Source organism: Mixta theicola, assembly GCF_002895925.1.
GTDB classification, from domain to species: Bacteria; Pseudomonadota; Gammaproteobacteria; order Enterobacterales; family Enterobacteriaceae; genus Mixta; species Mixta theicola.
The window spans coordinates 445715-462160 of record NZ_NWUO01000002.1 but is presented as its reverse complement, the minus strand read 5'-3'; the positions used below and the strand labels follow the sequence as shown (position 1 = coordinate 462160).

The window sequence follows — 16446 nt, the reverse complement described above, 5'->3', positions numbered from 1 at the left end:
AGATAACCTGGATACATAACTGTCAATGTATCCAGTATAGGGGATTTATCCAGTAGAATGGAAGTTGTGACGCTGTAACCAAAAGTGAATAGCGAACGGGGCCAGGCCCCGTCTGGTAAGCGCTAGCGCGCCAGCCAGCCGCCGTCGACGGCCAGCGTATAGCCATTCACATAATCAGATGCGGCTGATGCCAGAAAAACCACCGGGCCCATCATATCGTCAGGTTTACCCCAGCGTCCGGCCGGAATGCGTCCCAGAATTTCCTGACTGCGGCCTTCATCATTACGCAGCTGCTCGGTGTTGTTGGTTGCCATATAGCCTGGGGCAATGGCGTTAACGTTAATGTTGTGCGCCGCCCATTCGTTGGCCATCAAACGCGTCAGGCCCATTACCGCGCTTTTAGAGGCGGTATAGGAAGGCACACGGATCCCGCCCTGGAAAGAGAGCATGGAGGCGATGTTGATGATTTTTCCGCCGCTGCCCTGGCTGATAAACTGACGCGCCACCGCCTGCGAGAGGAAGAATACCGTTTTGCTGTTGATATTCATCACGTCGTCCCAGTTCTGCTCGCTGAATTCAATCGCATCCTGACGCCGAATGATACCGGCGTTGTTAACCAGAATATCGATACGGCCACAGGCCGCAACCGCCTGTTCCACTACCTGCGGGATACAGCTGCTGTTCATCAGATCGGCGTTAATATTGATAAAGCGGCGGCCGGTCGCTGCCACCAGCGCTGGCGTCTCATTCGCGCCGGAGTGGTTAACGCCGACAATATCGCAGCCCGCCTGCGCCAGTCCAACGGCCATTCCCTGGCCCAGGCCGGTATTACAGCCGGTAATCAGCGCCACTTTCCCTGCAAGATTAAATGCATTCAGTACCATTTTATGCTTCCTGTAATCGCCGTTAACGCAGTTCGCTGACTTTGACCTGATCCATATCGTCAAAGTCCTGATTTTCACCCACCATACCCCAGATAAAGGTATAGCGTTTGGTGCCGACGCCGGCGTGAATCGACCAGGCTGGTGAAATCACCGCCTGTTCGTTATGCACCAGCAGATGACGCGTTTCCTGCGGCTGGCCCATCATATGAAACACGGCATTTTCCTCATCCATATCGAAGTAAAAATAGACTTCCATACGGCGTTCGTGGGTATGGCAGGGCATGGTATTCCACAGGCTGCCTTCCTCCAGTTTGGTCAGGCCCATCGTGAGCTGACAGGTTGGCAGCACATCCGGCACGATAAATTTATTAATGGTGCGACGGTTGCTGGTGGCGGGATCGCCCAGCGTAGTGGACGAGGCTTCTGCAAGGGTGATTTTTTTGTCGGGATAACGCGTATGGGCCGGGGCGCTGTTGTAATAAAATTTAGCGGGCTGGCTGGCATCCACGCTGTTAAATACTATCGACTGCGCGCCCATGCCGACATAAAGCGCCTGCTGGTTACCGATTTCCCAGGCCTTGCCATCAACCTCAATCAGGCCCGGCCCGCCAATATTGATCACGCCTAATTCGCGCCGCTCAAGAAAATAGCTGACGCCCAGCTGTTTACCCACTTCGCTGCCGATGGTTACGCCCTGGCGCACCGGCATCACGCCGCCGATGATAATCCGGTCGATATGGCTGTAGGTCATGGTGTAGTTATCGGCAGCGAAAATGTTCTCAATGAGAAATTCGCGCCGTAAGCCAGCCGTATCAAGCTGACGGGCATGATCGCTGTGGATGCTTTGACGGACTTGCATATCAATGCCTCTCTGAGGTTGAAACCCATAAAATAGAATTACGCGGGTCGTTATCAGAATCATAGGCAGGTCGACATATGAATTCAATAAAAATGAAATGGCGTTTTATTTATTTTGCTCGCCGGATCATGTTTGCGGAAAAAAGCATGGCGGGCTAACGGAAGGCGCGGCCGCCATAAATGAAAGAAACAGCAGAAAAAAGCAGCGTGGGCCGTGGCGAATGGCCTGCCTGCAAAGCGCAGGCAGGCAGGGCAAAAATCAATATCCTTTCAGCTGCTGTGCCGACAGCTGCAACAGCGAATCCAGCTTAACGTCCGCCAGTGACCAGCGGGCATCGCTGCGATATTCCGCTGCGGGAACCACCACCGACCGCATGCGCGCCGCTTTGGTAGCGATCATCCCGTTAAAGGAATCTTCCAGCGTTACGCAGTTTAACGGATCGACGCCCAGGCGCGCCGCCGCGTCCAGATAAACCTGCGGATGCGGTTTGCTAAAGGGCAGCGCCTCTGCTGAAACCAGCACCTCGAAATAGTCGCGCAGGTTAAACAGCGCCAGCACCTTCTCCAGCATATGCAGCGGTGAGGCGGAGGCCAGACCGATTTTCAAACCCTGCGCCTGGCAGAGCTGCAGCGCCTGCTCCACACCCGGCAGCAGCGGTTTCTTATCTTCCACCAGATTAATCGCGCGGGTAATAATGCGCTCGGTGACCTCCTGCTGGCTGGGGCCGTTCCACGGCAGCGTTTCGTACCACATGCGCACCACCTGATCGATACGCAGGCCCAGCGTATCCGGCAGTTCGCTACGGCGCGACAGATCGACATCGAGCGTGGCAAAAATGTCCAGTTCAGCCTGGTCCCATAAGGGTTCAGAATCGATCAGCAATCCATCCATATCAAATATCGCGGCCAGTACAGGTCGGGTATAGGTCATACAAGGCTCCATTTTTACATTTTGTCTTACCATAGCATGAAGCTTTTCATCAGGCATGGCCGGACTGACAGGATAAAATATCTGGCATCGCTTTTTTCCAGGCGCTTTTCCCTGATTCAGGTAGACTTATTGCCAGACAACAGGTGCAAGGAGAAACCATGACTTATCAACAGGCTGGCCGTGTTGCCATTATTAAACGCGTGGCCGGCTGGATTATTTTTCTACCGGCGCTGATTTCTACGCTGGTATCGCTAATGAACTTTATGTTCAAACACAGCGAAAAGCGGCCCGGCATTGATGCGGTTCTGCTCGATTTTATTCACGTGATGATCGATATGATCCGCTTTAATACGCCGTTTCTCGGATTTTTCTGGCGTAATTCGCCAGTACCCGATTTTAACGCGGGCGGCAATATCGGTTTCTGGCTGATCTATATCCTGATTTTCGTCGGCCTGGCGCTGCAGGCCTCCGGCGCGCGTATGTGGCGTCAGTCGCGTCATATAAAAGAAGGGATCGAAGATATGCTGATCCTTGAACAGGCAAAAGGAGAGGAAGGGCGTAGCCGACAGCAGCTGGAGGAAAAAATCGTTGTGCCGCGGCATACCATTTTTCTGCAGATTTTCCCGCTCTATATTTTGCCGGTCGTTATCGCCGCGGCGGGCTACTTTGTTCTGTCGTTAACCGGCTTTATCTGAACGGCTCAGCGGGCCGGAGAGGCGATCTCCTCAGGCCCGTTTTTTCCCTGTTCATCCCGCTCCAGCAGCAGACCTATCGCACGTTGTGCCTCACCCAGCCAGCTGCCGCCAAAAACGTTGGCGCGATTAAGCAAATAATAGAGCTGATAAACCGGCTGACGCTGGACGAAATCTTCCGGCAGCGGCCAGACTGACTGATAACCCGCCATGATTTTTTCCGGGAAAGCAGGAGAGTGCGCAAGCATCGCCAGGTCGCACTCACGATCGCCCCAGTAGCAGGCGGGATCGTAGATCCACGGGCCGCTCTCGCTGCCCGCGCAGTTGGCAGGCCATAAATCGCCGTGCAGCAGGGAAGGCTGCGGATGATGAGTGGCCAACGCGCGTTGCACGCAGTCGATAATCAGTTCGGTATTGCCGTACAGAATGCCTTTTTCCGCCGCCAGCTGTAGCTGCCAGCCGATACGCTGTTCCGAAAAGAAGCGTGACCAGCGCCGCACCCAGCCGTTGGGCTGCGGCATACTGGTAATATTATTGTCGAAATCGAGACCGAAATGGGGCTGTTCGCTCCACTGATGCAGCCGGGCCAGCTGCTGTCCCAGCTGAAAGGCGCTGGACTCATCCAGCGGACGCGGTGGAATATACTCCAACAGTAAAAAGCTGTAATCGCGATCGCTGCCGATGCCGTACACTTTCGGCACCCGTACCGTCTGGCTGCGCGCCAGTAGCGCCAGCTGATCCGCTTCCGAGGTAAACACGTCCAGCATCTGCTGGCTATTGCACTTCACGAATATCTGATGTTCGCCATAGCGTATCTGCCAGGCAGAATGGAGCTCTCCGGCGGGCAGTTCCGTGCGCTGGGTAATTTCCGCATTTTCTGACAGTTCACTCAACAGACGACTTATGGCTGACCACATGGGGCTATCCTCATTTTCGCTGTGTAATGATAAAGCGTAGGTAAAATTAGCGCGAGCGCACAGGCCGGACGTCAGGCTTTAAGGCCGGTTTTGCTGGATAAAATCCGCAAAGGTTTGCACATCAACCTCTGGTTCATGGTCCAGCGCTACCTCGCCGATGCTGGCGGCCTGCTGACGAACCTCTTCAGCACTTTTGGCGCTGACAATGCCGTAACTGTTGCTACCCAGTTCGTGCGTATGGCCGTCATCATCCTGCAGGGTGGTGGTGAAACCGCCGTTGGTCATCGCGCTGTTCAGTTCCAGACCGGCAGCCAGCCCTTTATCCTCGTAACGGAAGGTGACGACATAGCGGGTCACGCCTGATGGGCTCATATTCACCTCATTGTTCCCGAAAGAATTTTCAGCTTAGACCATCACCGCCAAAGGAGCGAATCGGTAACCAAACGGCCTGCATAACGCAGCTAATTATTATTCAATAGCGGCTGAACTGCTGCCGGGCGCAACCGACGATGTATCGCTGGAAACGTTATCGCCATAAAGCCGGACGCCTGCAGCGTGTCAGGCTCACAGTGGGTAAGCCGGGCCAGGCGCCGCGCGGTTGACAGGGTTAAACAGGCTGCTATTCATTATTATTATTTGATTTTAAAGGGAAATAAATATTTTCTCCGCCGTACTGCGTTTCGCTTGCTTACCCTTTATAATGCGCGCCGTTAATAAGAAAAATCCAATTCGTAGCACCTTTTCCTCTGGATGCTTAGGTATTCGCGCTATTTAACGCTTGTTTACAAAATTTACGGTAAATGACGTTGCTTACAGCGTAAAACTCTTCAGACTCTCTCTTTTTTAAACTGTCGTACGGATCACAATAAATGAATTTGCTTAACAGGTATTCTGCTGCGCTATTACTTTCTGTCGGCGCTTTTTGTCACCAGGCTATGGCTGATAACACCGTCTTTACCGTTATGGACGATCCTTCCACCGCTAAAAAACCTTTTGAAGGCAACGCGGCGGCGGGCTACCTGGCGCAAACCGGCAATACCCAAAGTTCTTCATTAACGGCCCAGACCAATATGACATGGTATCAGCCGAATACCGCGTACAGCCTGTGGGGTAACGCGGCGAATACCTCGTCTAATGATGAACGCTCTTCCGAGACGTATCAGATTGGCGGACGTACCCGCTATAACATGACCGACAACGATTACCTGTTCGGCCAGGCCAGCTGGCTTAGCGATCGTTTTAACGGCTATGATTCTCGTGACGTGCTGGCTGCCGGTTACGGTCGTCAGATCCTGAACGGCCCGGTGCATTCACTGCGTATGGAATTTGGTCCGGGCGTGCGTTATGACGATTTCCACGATGGCGGACATGAGACGCAGGCGCTGGGCTACGGCGCGCTGAGCTATCAGTGGCAGCTGACCGATACCGCGAAATTTATTCAGGGCGCTTCGGTGCTGAGCAGCTTTAATGATAACACCACGGTTAACTCGGAGACCGGCCTGCAGGTGGCGATTAACGCGCACTTCTCGTTAAAGGTTACCTATAACGTGACCTGGAATAACAATCCGCCAGAGTCCGCGCCGGATCATACCGATACCAAAACGCAGATCCTGCTCTCTTACGCGATGTAAAAAACGGGCTGCCTTTGGCAGCCCTGAAGAGACCGATTTAAAGCGCGGGAAGTTAACGCCTCCCGCGCCTTCAAACAGGCTGCCAGCTAATGACCCTCGCGTTGCGCTAACGGACCCTGGCGCGAAATACCCAGAATGCCCAGCTGTTATAGGCCAGCGTGAGCGGCAGGATTATCCCATAGCCGCTTAACAGAAACAGCTGCGTTGCCGGCGCGGCGGCCGCCTGTTGAATGGTTAGCTTACCGGGCAGCAGCCACGGATAGAGCCCGACAATCAGTAATGCCCAGCTCAACGCGATCAGCGTTAATACCAGTATAAGCGACAGTAGCGGCAGCTCCCGATAGAAAGCCAGCAGCAGCGCAGCCAGCGTCAGCGCCATCAGCAGCAGGATAATCTTGCCCGGTAGCCGTTGCCACGCCTGTAACAGCGTGCTGCTGTCCAGCAGATTAATTGCGATCATTAGCGCCAGGCTAAGGATTAAAAACAGCCAGGCCAGCTGGTGGGCCAGCGCAGGTTCCGATCCTGCGATGCGCCACTGGACCCAACAGCAGCCGCACAGCAGGTAGGCGGCAATCAGGCCGAATCCACACAGCGCCGGATAAAGCGTCAGCCAGCTGAACGGTCCTTCTTGCGTACGACCGGCAATCACCAGACCGACCAGCGCGCCCTGAATAAAGGTAGCGATCAGTGAGCTGATAACATGCGTTAAATCGAGGCAGCGGTGCCAGCGTGGGTTAACGTGACCGCGATACTCCAGCGCCACCGCCCGCCCAATCAGCGCCAGTAGCATAATAAACAGCGGCAGATAGACCGCGCTGAACAGCGTGCTGTAGACCGCCGGGAACAGCGTCAGCATACCGCCCGCCAGCAGCACCAGCCAGGTTTCGTTAGCGTCCCAGACGGGAAGAATGCTGACTGCCAGCTTGCGGCGCGATTCATCGTCGCGAAAGAAAAACAGCAGCATTCCCACGCCGAGATCGGTGCCGTCCAGCAGCAGATACATCAACAGCGAAACCGCGAGCGTGGCGGCAGAAATATCATCCAGCGTCAGGGGGATCATTTTTCTCCTCCGCCTTTGGGTTGCATCTCCTGCGCCGGGCTGGGCTCATCAGCCTGCGGCGCTTTGCTGGCGTAATGCAACAGATAGCGCAGCCCAATAGTAAACACCAGGCCATAGACCAGTAAAATAGCGCAGAGGGAGGCGATCGCCAGATGCGGGGAGATGGGTGAGACGCTGTCGGCAGTGCGCACCATGCCGTAAACGGTCCAGGGCTGACGCCCCATCTCGGTAACGACCCAGCCGGAGAGCATAGCGATAAAGCCCGACGGCCCCATTAATACCAGGGTTTTTAATAGCCAGCGAGAGCGCCACAGGCGTCCGCGCAGCCGCTGGATCAGTGCGGTCAGACTCACCGCCAGCATCAGAACGCCTAACCCGACCATCAGGCGAAAAGCGAAAAATACCGGCGCGACCGGGGGAATATCCTCGGCGGGAAATTCGCGCAGGCTTTTAATCTGTCCGCTCAGATTGCGGCGCAGATAGAGAGAACCTATCTGCGGAATCGCGATTTCCCAGTGATTGCGCTGCTGTTGTCTGTCGGGCAGCGCAAACAGCCGCAGCGGCTCGCCTTCGCCCGGCGGCGGACGCTGCCAGTCGCCCTCAATCGCCGCTATTTTTGTCGGCTGATATTCCAGCGTGTTTTCACCGTGAAGATCGCCCACTACCGCCTGGGTCAGCGTCAGAAAAGGCAGCAGCCACAGGCTTATGGTCAGCATCAGGCGAGCCCGGCTATTATTGTTGTGGCGTAAAAGCTGCCAGGCTCCGGCGGCGGCCACCATAAAAGCGGTGCCGATCAGCATCGCCAGCAGCATATGCGCCGTGCGCCAGGGAAAAGAAGGGCTAAAAATAATGGACATCCAGCTTTGCGGCTGAAAGCGATGTTGTTCGTCAAGGAAAAAACCGGCGGGCGTTTGCATCCATGAATTGGCCGCCAGGATCCAAAAAACGCTGATTAACGCGCCAATGGCCACCAGCACGGTTACCATAAAATGCAGGCGTGGACCGATGCGCCCCATGCCAAACATCATTACGCCCATCAGGCCCGCCTCCAGAAAGAAGGCGACCAGCACTTCATAAAACATCATCGGGCCGATAAGGCCGCCAACGCGTTCGATAAACGGCGCCCAGTTGGTGCCGAACTGAAATTCCATCACCACGCCGGTAACTACGCCTACCGCCACATTTAAGGCAAAAATCTTCAGCCAGAAATTATACAGATCTAAATAACGCTGCTGCCTGCGCCACAGCCATGCGCCCTCCAGCGCCACCAGCCATATCGACAGACCAAAGCTGAAGCCGGCGAGGATAATATGCAGGCCGATGGTCACCGCAAACTGGACGCGGGAGAGCAGCAGCGTCAGCTCCGCATCAGGCATGACTGTCTTTACCGCTAAAGGCGCTGATGGGCTTTTCCGGGGCTGGCTGTTCCATCGCGCTGGAGAACGCTTTTAATCCGGCAACCAGCGGCATGACCGCGTGCCATAAGCTCTCGTCGTGCAGCAGCTTCCAGGTGCCGCTGACGCCGGGCGCAACCTCATGCTGCTGCTGGGTTTCAGCATGCTGATTAACCGCATTTAAGGCTGACTTCACCGCGTAGACAGTTTTATGGAACTCTCCCGGCGGAATATCGGACAGCGCCATCAGCAGTACCGAGAGGTTTTGCATCGCATTTTGTGAGCCGGGTTTGCTTAACCCCTCCACCAGTACCTTCGCAATCTGCGTATTGGCTGACACCATATCGTTGGCCAGGCGCAGAAATCCGTGGTGGTGCAGGCTGTGCAATAGCTCATGCAGCGCATCATGGGCATCAGGCTCGGTTTTGGTTGGCGGGACATCATAATTTATAGGCTCAGCCATTAAAATTTCTCCGGATGTTGAGTGTGTTCAGGAGGAAGGGTGTAACCCTCCTGCTGCCATTTGATTTCGATCGGCAGGCCCGCCAGCGGACTACGGTTGCCGTGGCGGAAGTTTTGGCGCGGCAGCGGCTCTGCCAGCGGCGGATGCGCCAGCTTGACCATTTTCACCGCGATCTCTTTGTATGCCGGGGTGTTAACGTCAGGATCGTGATGTTCGCCGGTCAGGCTGTTAACGCCAGACTTACCGTGGTGAATCGGCATAAACAGCACGTTGCCCGCTACGCGTTCGCTGATGACCACCGGCACCTGCATCGCGCCACGCCGCGATTCGATGCTCACCCAGTCGCCCTGATGGATCTGACGCTCCTGAGCCAGCTGCGGGCTGACTTCGACAAATCCGTTCGGCGAAAGCGAAAGCATACGGCCGCCTCGCCCGGTTTGATTGGTGGACTGAAAATGCTCCAGCATCCTGCCGTTGTTTAACCACAGATCGTATTCGTCGTCCGGCATTTCCTGCGGCGGCTGCCAGCTAATGGGATACAGCACCGCTTTGCCGTCGGGGAACTTAAAGCCATCGGTATAGAGTAGCGGAGTGCTGCTGCCGTCCGGTTTTACCGGCCACAGCTGCGACTGCCAGCCGCTGAGACGTTGATAGCTCACGCCGGCAAAAATGTTGGCGATGCGTGCGGCTTCCGCCATGATTTCTCCCGGATGCGTATAGTTCCAGGGATGACCAAGACGGGCGGCGAGATCGGTAAGAATGCGCCAGTCGGGCAGGCTGTTGCCCAGCGGCGGCATCACCTCGTAAAAACGTTGAATACGGCGCTCGGTATTAACGTAGCTTCCCTCTTTTTCTACGCTGGGGCAGCCCGGCAGCACCACATCGGCAAAAGCCGCGGTGCGGCTCATAAAAATATCCTGCACGACCATAAATTCCAGCTTGCTGAACGCCTCATGCACTTTGGTGGAGTTCGAATCGGAATAGGCGGTTTCCTCACCGATGATATACATCGCTTTCAACGCACCTTCGTGCGCGTGCTCGACCATCAGATAGTTATCCGCTCCGGCTTTGTTGGAGAGCGCCTCTGGCGCAACGCCCCATGCATGCGCCCACTTTTCCCGTACCGCTGCGTCGGTGACTTTTTCATAGCCGGGATAGATATTGCTCAGGCAGCCGAAGTCGCTGGCGCCCTGTACGTTATTGTGACCGCGCATCGGATAGCCGCCGGTGCCCGGTCGGCCATAATTGCCGGTGACCAACAGCAGATTAGAGAGGGCGGTGCTGGTGTCCGCGCCGTGGCTGTGCTGCGTAATGCCCATTGCCCACAGCAGACAGACCCGTTCGGCCTGGCCGATCATCTCCGCCGCGTTAATCATCTGTTCAACGCTCAGTCCGGTCTGCTCGCTGGCGTAGTCCAGGGTAAAAGGCGCCAGCGAGGCGCGATAGGAATCCACCTGATTGACCTTTTCGGCCAGAAAAGCTTCGTCCGCATAGCCATGTTCGAACATATAACGGGACATCGCCGAGGCCCACAGGCTATCGCTGCCGGGTTCGATCTGTAGATGAAGGTCGGCACGCTCGGCCATTTCATGCTTGCGCGGATCGACTACCAGCAGTTTCTGTCCGTGTTGTTTCTGCGCGGCCTTGAGACGCGAGGCGATAACCGGATGGTTTTCCGCCAGATTGCTGCCGACAATAATGATTAAATCGGCCTTCTGCAGATCGTCAATGGTGCCCGCGTCGCCGCCGTAGCCGACGGTGCGGAACAGCCCTTCGGTCGCCGGGTTCTGACAGTAACGCGAGGAGTTATCGACATTGTTAGTGCCAAAAATCAGACGGGCTATTTTTTGCGTCAGATAGGCTTCTTCGTTGCTGCCCTTGCTGGAACCGATAAAACCGATACTGTCGCCGCCGTGCTGCGCCGCAATCGTTTTGAGCCGCTGCGCGACGAGATCCAACGCCTCATCCCAGCTGGCCGAACGGAAGCGCCCGTTTTCGCGGATAAGCGGCGTCGTCAGGCGCTGTTGGCTGTTAACAAAATCCCAGCCGAACTTCCCTTTCAGGCAGGTTGAGATGCCATTCACCGGGGCATCGGCCACCGGCTGAACTTTCAGGATGTGGCGATCGCGCGTCCACATTTCGAAACTGCAGCCGACGCCGCAATAGGTGCAGACGGTTTTGGTTTTTTTGATCTCTTTCTGACGCATCTCCATATCCATCAGCGAAATGCCGGTTATCGGCGGCGCGCCAACGGTGTTTTCCAGCGACTTCACTAAATCGATCATTGGTCGCTTAAGGTCTTCCGGCATCGCCGTAAACGGCCCGGCGTTGGGCTGCATGGTTTTTTCCAGCAGCGCGTTGCAGGGACAAACGGTGACGCAGTGGCCGCAGCTTACGCAGCTGGAACCGGCGATTTGGGTGCCGCCGTCCCACAGCACGCGCGGATGTTCCGCGCTGTAATCGATAGAGAGCGTTTCATTGACCTCAACGTTCTGACACGCTTCCACGCAGCGTCCGCAGAGGATGCACTGATCGGGATCGTAGGTGTAGAACGGGTTGCTTTCGTCTTTTTGGTACGGCTTGCGCTGGTAAGGATAATACTGAATCGGGATATGCATATCGGCGACGGTGTTATGCAGCGTACAGTCGCCGGTATTGTGCTCGCACAGGGTACAGTAGAGTTCATGGCGCGCCAGCAGACGATCCATACCCTCTTCCTGCGCCGCTTTCGCCTCAGCGTGATGGCTGGATATGTCCAGGCCATCATAAGTACGCAGCGTACAGCCGCGCACCAGCTCGCCCTGATATTCCACCCAACAGACATCGCAGGATTGCAGCGGAGGCAGGGAAGGGTGATAGCAAACGTGGGGCAGGATTTTACCCTGGGCTTGCAAAAAATCGATCAGCGGCTGGTCGGCTTCACCGCTCAGGTGTTCGCCGTTGTAGATAATCGTGCAGGTATTTTGGCTCATCGGGTGCTCTCATAAGACATTGCATCACCACTTCCTGTGATTTTTCCCTGTTTTCGTAAAGTTATGTCATTGAAGGTAGACCGTGACGGCATTTCCGGCAAAGAAGGGGGTAAAAAAATCCGAACGCAAATGATAAAAATTATTTCAATGAGTTGCGCGCCTGCGGTTGCTGCCTACGCTTTAAAGTAAGGCTGGCTGAAGCGGAGGGCCTGATCATGAGTGAGATAATATCGTTATTGTCCGGGGGCTGGAGTTGGGTACTGGGAGGGCTGGCAATCATTATCGGGTTTGTAGGCTCTTACTTCGGTGGAAAAAAAATCGGCAAGACGCAGGAGAAGGCTCGTGCGGACGTAGCGGCGGCACAGCTGCAAACCCAACAGGCCGAGGCGAGTACACAAAAACAGGCGGATAATATTAAGGTGGCTAAACATGTGGAAACGTCTAACGTTGCTCTCAGTGACGCTGCTGCTCGTGACAAGCTGCGCCAGTCGAAATACAACCTCGATGATTGACCGCGCCAGCGTCGATTCATCCTGTACGCTATTTCAGCCCATTTATACGCATGGCAACGATGCGGAAGTGATGGACGTACGTACTATACGCGCGATTAATACGCATAATGAGCTGTGGGACAGGCTCTGTAGCGATAAAAAGCAGTAAGCAAACCGGCTTTCTAAAAGCGCTAACGGCCCGCCAATGTGGGCCGTTTTTTTGCGCCTGCGCCGGGGATTTTTAGTTGGCGGCATAACGGCATAAGCCCTATTTACAGATATACCCGATCGTTAACGCTCCGATAAAGTTACAAACTTTTGCTTACTAACTTAATTATTCAGGTTAAAGTTTAAAGCGGTTTAAAAAGTTACTGTGATGAAAATGTCTGCATTTTTCCGTGATTATAAAAAAGCGTTTAACCAAAATGACAAAATGGGCTTAAACGAGTGGATAAATTTTACCCTCAAAAGCCTGATTATGTTCCTGCTGCTTTTTCTGGGATATACCGCCCTGCAATATTTTATTTTAATTAAAAGCCCGCTCTTCGACTATTTGAGCGTTTCAGATGTCAGGCTTACCAGCATATGCGGTTTTACCGGCATTTTGCTTGCCTGTTTTACCCCGTGCATTTTGTATGCGGTTAAGTCTGCGATCGGATAAAAATCGGCAACGAAGCGGGGCATGAATTAGCCTGGACATCCGCAGCCATAAAAATCCCGGCGACATGGCGAACGCCGGGCAAACACTTGTTTAACATCATCTCTTTAGCGTGTAAGATGTTCGCTCTTCAACTATTACCCGGCCAGGTCACTTTTGCCTATGTGTACCAGGCTGCGTACCAAATTAACAACTGTGGGTTAGTTTTGGCCGGTAATCCGTTGAAAATTAACTTCTAACCAATGTTTGCATGTAATCTTTCGTGTGGGTTACCACTGCAATTAAGGATATGAAATGCCTGTAATTACCCTTCCTGACGGCAGTCAGCGCAGCTTCGATCGTCCTGTTAGCGTGATGGATATTGCGCAAGATATCGGTCCGGGCCTGGCAAAAGCCTGTATCGCCGGTCGTGTTAACGGTGAACTGGTAGATGCGGTCGACCCGATCGCAGAAGACGCCAGCGTTGCCATTATTACCGCGAAAGATGAAGCCGGTCTGGAGATTATTCGTCACTCCTGCGCGCATCTGCTGGGTCACGCCATGAAACAGCTCTGGCCAAACGCGAAAATGGCTATCGGTCCGGTTATTGATAATGGCTTCTATTATGATGTCGACCTTGACCATACTCTGACCCAGGAAGATCTCGATCGGCTGGAAAAGCGCATGCATGAGCTGGCCGAAACGAACTATAGCGTTGTTAAGAAAAAAGTCAGCTGGCAGGAAGCGCGTGACGTATTTGCCGCACGCGGCGAAAACTACAAAACTATCATTCTTGATGAGAATATCAGCCATGACGATCGTCCTGGCCTGTATCACCATGAAGAATATGTCGATATGTGCCGTGGGCCGCACGTGCCTACTATGCGGTTCTGCCATCATTTTAAGCTGCAGAAAATCGCTGGCGCCTACTGGCGTGGCGACAGTAGCAATAAGATGCTGCAGCGCATTTACGGCACCGCATGGGCAGATAAGAAGCAGCTGAGCGCCTACCTGCAGCGTCTGGAAGAGGCGGCCAGGCGTGACCATCGCAAGATTGGCAAGCAGCTCGATCTTTACCATATGCAGGAAGAAGCGCCCGGTATGGTGTTCTGGCACAACGATGGCTGGACTATCTTCCGTGAGCTGGAAACGTTTGTTCGCAGTAAGCTGAAAGAGTACCAGTACCAGGAAGTCAAAGGTCCGTTCATGATGGATCGCGTACTGTGGGAAAAAACCGGCCACTGGGAAAACTATAAAGAAGCGATGTTTACGACCGCTTCCGAAAACCGTGAATACTGCATTAAGCCGATGAATTGCCCCGGACACGTGCAGATTTTCAATCAGGGTCTAAAATCATATCGCGATCTGCCATTACGTATGGCGGAGTTTGGCAGCTGCCACCGTAACGAGCCTTCCGGCGCGCTGCACGGTTTGATGCGCGTACGCGGCTTCACCCAGGACGATGCTCATATCTTCTGTACGGAAGAGCAGGTACGCGCTGAGGTTAACAGCTGTATTAAGATGGTGTACGACATGTACAGCACCTTCGGTTTTGAAAAAATCGTGGTGAAGCTGTCTACCCGTCCGGAAAAACGCATCGGCAGCGATGAATTATGGGATCGCGCAGAGGCGGATCTGGCTGCGGCGCTGGAAGAGAACGCTATTCCGTTCGAATATCAGCCGGGCGAGGGCGCATTCTACGGTCCTAAAATTGAATTCACTCTGCATGACTGTCTGGATCGTCCATGGCAGTGCGGCACCGTTCAGCTCGACTTCTCATTGCCGAGCCGTCTGAGCGCTTCTTATGTAGGTGAAAATAATGAACGACAGGTGCCGGTGATGATTCACCGTGCTATTCTGGGTTCAATGGAACGCTTTATCGGTATTCTGACTGAAGAATACGCCGGTTTTTATCCAACCTGGCTGGCACCGGTACAGGCAGTGGTGATGAATATCACCGACGGGCAGTCTGATTATGTCAACGAATTAACGCGAAAATTGCAGAATGCGGGCATTCGTGTAAAAGCAGACTTGAGAAACGAGAAGATTGGCTTTAAAATTCGCGAGCACACATTACGTCGCGTCCCTTATATGCTGGTTTGCGGTGATAAAGAGGTAGAAGCCGGTAAAGTGGCTGTACGTACCCGCCGCGGTAAAGACCTTGGGTCTATGGACGTGGATGTGCTGATCGAGAAGCTGCAGCAAGAAATACGCAGCCGCAATCTTCATCAATTGGAGGAATAAGGTATTAAAGGCGGAAAACGAGTTCAACCGACGCGTCCCAATCGTATTAACGGTGAAATCCGTGCTACCGAGGTGCGTCTGACTGGCGTCGAAGGCGAGCAGCTTGGTATTGTTAGTTTACGCGAAGCTATTGAAAAAGCTGAAGAAGCAGGCGTTGATTTAGTTGAAATCAGCCCTAACGCCGAACCGCCGGTTTGTCGTATAATGGATTACGGCAAGTTCCTCTATGAAAAGAGCAAGTCTTCTAAGGAACAGAAGAAGAAGCAGAAAGTTATCCAGGTGAAGGAAATTAAATTCCGCCCTGGTACCGATGAAGGCGACTATCAGGTCAAACTACGCAACCTGATTCGTTTTCTGGAAGAAGGCGATAAAGCCAAAATCACCCTGCGTTTTCGCGGTCGTGAGATGGCGCACCAGCAGATCGGTATGGAAGTGCTTAACCGCGTGAAAGAAGATCTGAGTGAACTGGCAGTGGTTGAATCTTTCCCTTCGAAGATTGAAGGCCGCCAGATGATCATGTGCTCGCACCCAAGAAGAAACAGTAGGCTTTCAAGTAATAATGCCGCGCAGCGTTCGCGCTGGGCGGTTTTTATTCGCCTGTCTGGTTCATTTTATTAACAATGCGAAGTGGATATTTTATAAATGCCTAAGATTAAAACTGTCCGTGGCGCGGCTAAACGCTTTAAAAAAACCGGTAAAGGTGGATTTAAGCACAAGCATGCGAACCTGCGTCATATCCTGACCAAAAAATCAACCAAGCGTAAACGTCACCTGCGCCCGAAAGCCATGGTGTCTAAAGGCGATCTGGGTCTGGTTATTGCCTGCCTGCCGTACGCATAAGTTAATTTTTCAATCAGAATATAGAACAGGAGAGCTCAAATGGCTCGTGTAAAACGTGGTGTAATTGCTCGCGCACGTCACAAAAAAATCTTAAAACAAGCTAAAGGTTACTACGGTGCACGTTCACGTGTTTACCGCGTTGCCTTCCAGGCTGTTATCAAAGCTGGTCAGTATGCTTACCGCGACCGTCGTCAGCGTAAGCGTCAGTTCCGTCAGCTGTGGATTGCGCGTATCAACGCTGCAGCGCGTCAGAACGGTATCTCTTACAGCCGTTTCATCAATGGCCTGAAAAAAGCGTCCATTGAAATTGACCGTAAAATCCTGGCCGACATCGCCGTATTCGACAAAGTGGCTTTCACTGCACTGGTTGAAAAAGCGAAATCAGCTCTGGCGTAAGTCAGATGGAAGAGGGAGCTTGCTCCCTCTTTTATT

Annotated in this window: 17 protein-coding genes and 1 pseudogene; 9 read left to right on the top strand and 9 right to left on the bottom strand. The window is 53.6% G+C overall.

Features of this window, described 5'->3' with window-relative positions:
* Positions 1-122: 122 nt before the first annotated feature.
* The 3 genes from kduD to hxpB form a co-directional block, all read right to left on the bottom strand.
* The gene (gene kduD, locus COO59_RS04705; protein WP_103058670.1) at positions 123-884 is read right to left on the bottom strand and encodes a 2-dehydro-3-deoxy-D-gluconate 5-dehydrogenase KduD; all 762 of its coding nucleotides are present in this window, start codon (positions 882-884) and stop codon (positions 123-125) included.
* A 22-nt stretch (positions 885-906) separates the two neighbouring features.
* Positions 907-1743 carry a 5-dehydro-4-deoxy-D-glucuronate isomerase gene (gene kduI / locus COO59_RS04700; RefSeq protein WP_103058669.1) on the bottom strand — a complete coding sequence of 279 codons (837 nt, stop codon included), beginning with the start codon at positions 1741-1743 and terminating at the stop codon, positions 907-909.
* A gap of 258 nt (positions 1744-2001) precedes the next feature.
* Entirely contained in the window at positions 2002-2673 is a 672-nt protein-coding gene (gene hxpB, locus COO59_RS04695; RefSeq protein ID WP_103058668.1) for a hexitol phosphatase HxpB, read from the bottom strand.
* A 158-nt stretch (positions 2674-2831) separates the two neighbouring features.
* Here hxpB and COO59_RS04690 point away from each other — a divergent pair, with 158 nt between their 5' ends.
* Positions 2832-3368, top strand: a complete 537-nt coding sequence (locus tag COO59_RS04690; protein WP_103058667.1) for a YniB family protein — start codon at positions 2832-2834, stop codon at positions 3366-3368.
* Between the two features lie 5 nt (positions 3369-3373).
* Here COO59_RS04690 and COO59_RS04685 read toward each other — a convergent pair whose 3' ends face one another.
* Together COO59_RS04685 and ghoS are read right to left on the bottom strand one after the other, a co-directional pair.
* Complete coding sequence (locus COO59_RS04685; RefSeq protein ID WP_103058666.1) at positions 3374-4282, bottom strand: fructosamine kinase family protein; 909 nt, start codon at positions 4280-4282, stop codon at positions 3374-3376.
* Between the two features lie 78 nt (positions 4283-4360).
* The gene (ghoS, locus tag COO59_RS04680) at positions 4361-4654 is read right to left on the bottom strand and encodes a type V toxin-antitoxin system endoribonuclease antitoxin GhoS (RefSeq protein ID WP_103058665.1); all 294 of its coding nucleotides are present in this window, start codon (positions 4652-4654) and stop codon (positions 4361-4363) included.
* 497 nt (positions 4655-5151) lie between these two features.
* Between ghoS and COO59_RS04675 the strand changes: the two genes are divergently transcribed.
* The gene (locus tag COO59_RS04675; protein WP_103058664.1) at positions 5152-5913 is read left to right on the top strand and encodes a DUF481 domain-containing protein; all 762 of its coding nucleotides are present in this window, start codon (positions 5152-5154) and stop codon (positions 5911-5913) included.
* A 106-nt stretch (positions 5914-6019) separates the two neighbouring features.
* On the opposite strand, the gene COO59_RS04670 is transcribed toward COO59_RS04675, so the two are convergent.
* From COO59_RS04670 to fdhF, 4 genes are read right to left on the bottom strand one after another with little or no spacing between them, the layout of a single operon-like run.
* Positions 6020-6973, bottom strand: coding sequence for a cytochrome d ubiquinol oxidase subunit II (locus COO59_RS04670; protein ID WP_103058663.1), 954 nt, complete (start codon positions 6971-6973; stop codon positions 6020-6022).
* Entirely contained in the window at positions 6970-8349 is a 1380-nt protein-coding gene (locus COO59_RS04665; RefSeq protein WP_103058662.1) for a cytochrome ubiquinol oxidase subunit I, read from the bottom strand. Before COO59_RS04665 ends, COO59_RS04670 begins: the two co-directional genes overlap by 4 nt.
* Entirely contained in the window at positions 8342-8830 is a 489-nt protein-coding gene (locus COO59_RS04660) for a hypothetical protein (RefSeq protein ID WP_103058661.1), read from the bottom strand. Before COO59_RS04660 ends, COO59_RS04665 begins: the two co-directional genes overlap by 8 nt.
* Entirely contained in the window at positions 8830-11802 is a 2973-nt protein-coding gene (gene fdhF / locus COO59_RS04655; RefSeq protein WP_103058660.1) for a formate dehydrogenase subunit alpha, read from the bottom strand. Before fdhF ends, COO59_RS04660 begins: the two co-directional genes overlap by 1 nt.
* Positions 11803-12017: 215 nt before the next feature.
* On the opposite strand from fdhF, the gene COO59_RS04650 reads away from it, so the two are divergent.
* From COO59_RS04650 to rplT, 7 genes and pseudogenes are all read left to right on the top strand, one after another.
* Positions 12018-12314 carry a hypothetical protein gene (locus COO59_RS04650; RefSeq protein ID WP_103058659.1) on the top strand — a complete coding sequence of 99 codons (297 nt, stop codon included), beginning with the start codon at positions 12018-12020 and terminating at the stop codon, positions 12312-12314.
* Entirely contained in the window at positions 12307-12462 is a 156-nt protein-coding gene (locus COO59_RS20890; RefSeq protein ID WP_165786487.1) for a hypothetical protein, read from the top strand. The genes COO59_RS04650 and COO59_RS20890 overlap by 8 nt, the downstream gene beginning before the upstream one ends.
* 213 nt (positions 12463-12675) lie before the next feature.
* Entirely contained in the window at positions 12676-12954 is a 279-nt protein-coding gene (locus tag COO59_RS04645) for a hypothetical protein (RefSeq protein WP_103058716.1), read from the top strand.
* Between the two features lie 291 nt (positions 12955-13245).
* Positions 13246-15174: a threonine--tRNA ligase gene (gene thrS / locus COO59_RS04640; RefSeq protein WP_103058658.1), complete on the top strand. Its 1929-nt coding sequence runs from the start codon at positions 13246-13248 to the stop codon at positions 15172-15174.
* Between the two features lie 3 nt (positions 15175-15177).
* A pseudogene (infC, locus tag COO59_RS04635) lies at positions 15178-15719 on the top strand (translation initiation factor IF-3).
* Between the two features lie 97 nt (positions 15720-15816).
* Entirely contained in the window at positions 15817-16014 is a 198-nt protein-coding gene (gene rpmI / locus COO59_RS04630; RefSeq protein ID WP_038626362.1) for a 50S ribosomal protein L35, read from the top strand.
* A gap of 39 nt (positions 16015-16053) precedes the next feature.
* A complete protein-coding gene (gene rplT, locus COO59_RS04625; RefSeq protein ID WP_010616241.1) occupies positions 16054-16410 on the top strand; it encodes a 50S ribosomal protein L20 in 357 nt (118 codons plus the stop codon).
* Positions 16411-16446 lie beyond the last annotated feature (36 nt).